Below are 3,580 nucleotides of genomic sequence, written 5' to 3'. Positions count from 1 at the left end.
ATGGAGTATTTCGTCCAGCAGCTCGTCAACGGGCTGACTCTTGGGTCTATTTATGGTATGATCGCGATTGGTTATACCATGGTCTACGGCATCATTGGCATGATCAACTTCGCCCACGGCGATATCTTCATGCTTGGCGGTTTCGCCGCATTGATTGTCTTTCTGATTCTCACAACATTCATCGGGGGCGTCCCGGTTGTACTTGCGCTCTTGCTGATGATGATCGTCGGCATGCTGACGGCAGGGCTGTGGAACTGGACGATCGAGAAGGTGGCTTATCGGCCGCTGCGCGGTTCGTTCCGGCTTGCGCCGCTGATCACGGCAATCGGCATGTCGATTGCGTTGTCGAACTTCATCCAGGTGACGCAGGGCCCGCGCAACAAGCCGATCCCGCCGCTCGTCTCCTCGGTCTACGACATTTTCGGCATCACCATCTCGCTGAAGCAGATCATCATCATCATCATCACGGCGATCCTGCTTTCCATCTTCTGGTACATCGTCAACAGAACGCCGCTCGGTCGTGCGCAGCGTGCGACCGAACAGGATCGCAAGATGGCGGCCTTGCTCGGCGTTGACGTCGACCGCACCATCTCGGTGACCTTCATCATGGGCGCGGCACTGGCCGCCGTCGCAGGCACGATGTATCTCATGTATTATGGCGTCGTCGTCTTCACCGACGGTTTCGTTCCTGGCGTCAAGGCGTTCACCGCGGCCGTTCTCGGCGGCATCGGATCGCTGCCGGGCGCCGTTCTCGGCGGACTGCTGATCGGGCTCATCGAGTCCCTCTGGTCTGCCTACTTCACCATCGACTACAAGGACGTCGCGACCTTCTCCATTCTCGCCATCGTCCTGATCTTCAAGCCGTCTGGCATTCTCGGACGACCGGAAGTCGAGAAGGTATAATTCCATGGCAAACATTGCTTCTACGACTGCAAGTGCCGGCACTGACGTGACGGCGCGGGCCCTGCGCGAGGCTGTCTTCGCGGGCCTGATTTCGCTTGGCCTTTTCGTGCTGTTCGTCGGTCTCAAGTCCGACCAGAACATCCGCAACGAGCTCATTCTCAACCAGCGCTGGGGGCTGCTTGCGATCTTCGTGATCGTCGCCGCCGTCGGCCGCTTCTTGATGGTTGCCTATGTCCAGCCGGCCATGGCCCGGCGCAAGGCTGCCAAGGCCGCGGCTGAGGAGGTGGTGAAGGAGGAGGGCTTCTTCAGCCGCAACTTCTCGAAGCTCGCCATTTTGTTCCTGGTCGTCTATCCGCCGATCATCGTCGCGATCTTCGGCGTGCAGGGCTCGCTGAAGTGGGTCGACAATTTCGGCATCCAGATCCTGATCTATGTGATGCTGGCCTGGGGCTTGAATATCGTCGTCGGCCTCGCCGGCCTTCTGGACCTGGGTTACGTCGCCTTCTACGCGGTCGGCGCCTATTCTTACGCGCTGTTGTCGACCTATTTCGGCCTGTCGTTCTGGGTCCTCCTGCCGGTCGCCGGCATCCTCTCCGCGTGCTGGGGCACAATCCTCGGCTTCCCTGTCCTGCGCCTGCGCGGTGACTATCTGGCGATTGTGACGCTTGCCTTCGGGGAAATCATCCGCCTCGTGCTGATCAACTGGACCGAGGTAACGAAGGGCACGTTCGGTGTCTCCGGCATCGCCAAGGCAACGCTGTTCGGCATCAAGTTCGATGCGTCGAAGGATGGCTTCGCAGCGCTGATGGGCCTGCCGATCTCGTCGGCCTATTACAAGATCTTCCTGTTCTACCTGATCCTCGGGCTCTGCATGCTGACGGCCTTCGTCACGATCCGGCTGCGCCGCATGCCGATCGGCCGTGCCTGGGAAGCACTGCGCGAGGACGAGATCGCCTGCAAGTCGCTTGGCATCAACACGGTCACGACCAAGCTGACGGCCTTTGCAACGGGCGCGATGTTCGGCGGTATTGCCGGCTCGTTCTTCGCCGTGCGCCAGGGCTTCGTGTCGCCTGAATCCTTCGTCTTCCTGGAATCCGCGGTCATTCTGGCGATCGTGGTTCTCGGCGGCATGGGCTCGCTGACCGGCATCGCAATCGCTGCAGTGGTGATGATCGGTGGCACCGAAATCCTGCGTGAACTGTCCTTCCTGAAGATGGTCTTCGGGCCGGACTTCACCCCTGAACTCTACCGCATGCTGATCTTTGGCCTGGCCATGGTCGTCGTCATGGTCTGGAAGCCGCGCGGCTTCGTCGGATCGCGCGAACCGACAGCCTTCCTGCACCAGCGCAAGGCCGTCTCCGGCAGCTTCACCAAGGAAGGGCACGGCTGATGGCCCGCGAGACAACGACAATGACAAAAGACCCCATTCTCAAGGTTGAGCACCTGTCGATGCGCTTCGGCGGTCTCATGGCCATCAACGACTTTTCCTTCGAAGCCTATCGCGGCGACATCACCGCGCTGATCGGCCCGAACGGCGCAGGCAAAACCACGGTGTTCAACTGCATCACCGGCTTCTACAAGCCGACGATGGGCATGATCACGATGAAGCAGAAGGCCGGCAAGGAATACCTGCTGGAACGGCTGCCGGACTTCGCGATCACCAAGCATGCCAAGGTGGCGCGTACCTTTCAGAACATCCGGATGTTCTCCGGCCTGACCGTGCTCGAAAACCTCTTGGTCGCGCAGCACAACAAGCTGATGCAGGCGTCGGGTTACACGTTCCTCGGGCTCCTGGGCTTCCCCGCCTACCGGCAGGCATCGCGCGAAGCGATCGATCTTGCCAAGCATTGGCTCGAAAAGGCGTCGCTGATCGATCGTGCGGATGATCCGGCCGGCGACCTCTCCTATGGCGCGCAGCGTCGTCTCGAGATCGCCCGCGCCATGTGCACGGGACCTGAGCTTCTCTGCCTGGACGAGCCGGCCGCCGGTCTCAACCCGCGCGAGTCGCTGGCGCTCAACGAGTTGTTGCAGGGCATCCGCGCCGAGACCGGCACGTCGATCCTATTGATCGAGCACGACATGTCCGTGGTCATGGAGATTTCCGATCACGTGGTGGTCCTGGAATACGGACAGAAGATTTCCGACGGCACACCGGATTTCGTCAAGAGCGATCCGAAGGTCATCGCGGCCTATCTGGGTGTCGAGGATGAAGAGGTTGAAGAGGTGATCGAACAAATCGAGGAAATCGAAGGCGGACAGGGAGGCACCAACTGATGACGGCGCCTCTTCTCCAAGTCAAAGCCGTCGAGACCTATTACGGCAACATCCGGGCGCTCAGCGGCGTCGACGTCGAGGTTCACCGCGGCGAGATCGTCTGCCTGATCGGCGCCAACGGCGCCGGCAAGTCGACCCTGATGATGACCATCTGCGGCAGCCCGCAGGCGCGCACCGGTTCGGTCTTCTTCGAAGGCCAGGACATCACCCGCATGCCGACGCACGAGATCGCACGGATGCGTATCGCCCAGTCTCCCGAGGGACGGCGCATCTTCCCGCGCATGACGGTGTTCGAGAACCTGCAGATGGGTGCGAGCCTCGACAACCTGAAGCACTTCGATCAGGACGTGGAGAAGGTGTTTACCCTTTTCCCGCGTCTGAAGGAGCGCCAGGCACAGCGCGG

4 protein-coding genes are annotated in these 3,580 nt (G+C 60.7%); all 4 read left to right on the top strand.

The window, feature by feature from the left end:
• Window positions 1-903 (top strand): branched-chain amino acid ABC transporter permease (locus ACQ5BM_RS34515; protein ID WP_429820831.1); only part of this gene is annotated, 903 nt, incomplete at its 5' end.
• 4 nt (window positions 904-907) lie between these two features.
• On the top strand, window positions 908-2,293 hold the full coding sequence (livM, locus tag ACQ5BM_RS34510; protein WP_429820829.1) for a high-affinity branched-chain amino acid ABC transporter permease LivM: 1,386 nt from the start codon (window positions 908-910) through the stop codon (window positions 2,291-2,293).
• On the top strand, window positions 2,293-3,177 hold the full coding sequence (locus ACQ5BM_RS34505; protein WP_429820827.1) for an ABC transporter ATP-binding protein: 885 nt from the start codon (window positions 2,293-2,295) through the stop codon (window positions 3,175-3,177). Before livM ends, ACQ5BM_RS34505 begins: the two co-directional genes overlap by 1 nt.
• A partial coding sequence (locus ACQ5BM_RS34500) for an ABC transporter ATP-binding protein (protein WP_429820825.1) occupies window positions 3,177-3,580 on the top strand: 404 nt, incomplete at its 3' end. The genes ACQ5BM_RS34505 and ACQ5BM_RS34500, both read left to right, overlap by 1 nt.

This window comes from Ensifer sp. B1-9 (assembly GCF_050474445.1).
Lineage (GTDB): Bacteria > Pseudomonadota > Alphaproteobacteria > Rhizobiales > Rhizobiaceae > Ensifer.
The sequence above is the reverse complement of the archived record's forward strand: the minus strand, read 5'-3'. Positions and strand labels throughout refer to the sequence as shown.

Excerpts from the sequence above, each read along its gene's own strand:
- livM (WP_429820829.1), top strand. The coding sequence starts at position 908 with ATGGCAAACATTGCTTCTACGACTGCAAGTGCCGGCACTGACGTGACG.
- ACQ5BM_RS34505 (WP_429820827.1), top strand. The coding sequence starts at position 2,293 with ATGGCCCGCGAGACAACGACAATGACAAAAGACCCCATTCTCAAGGTT.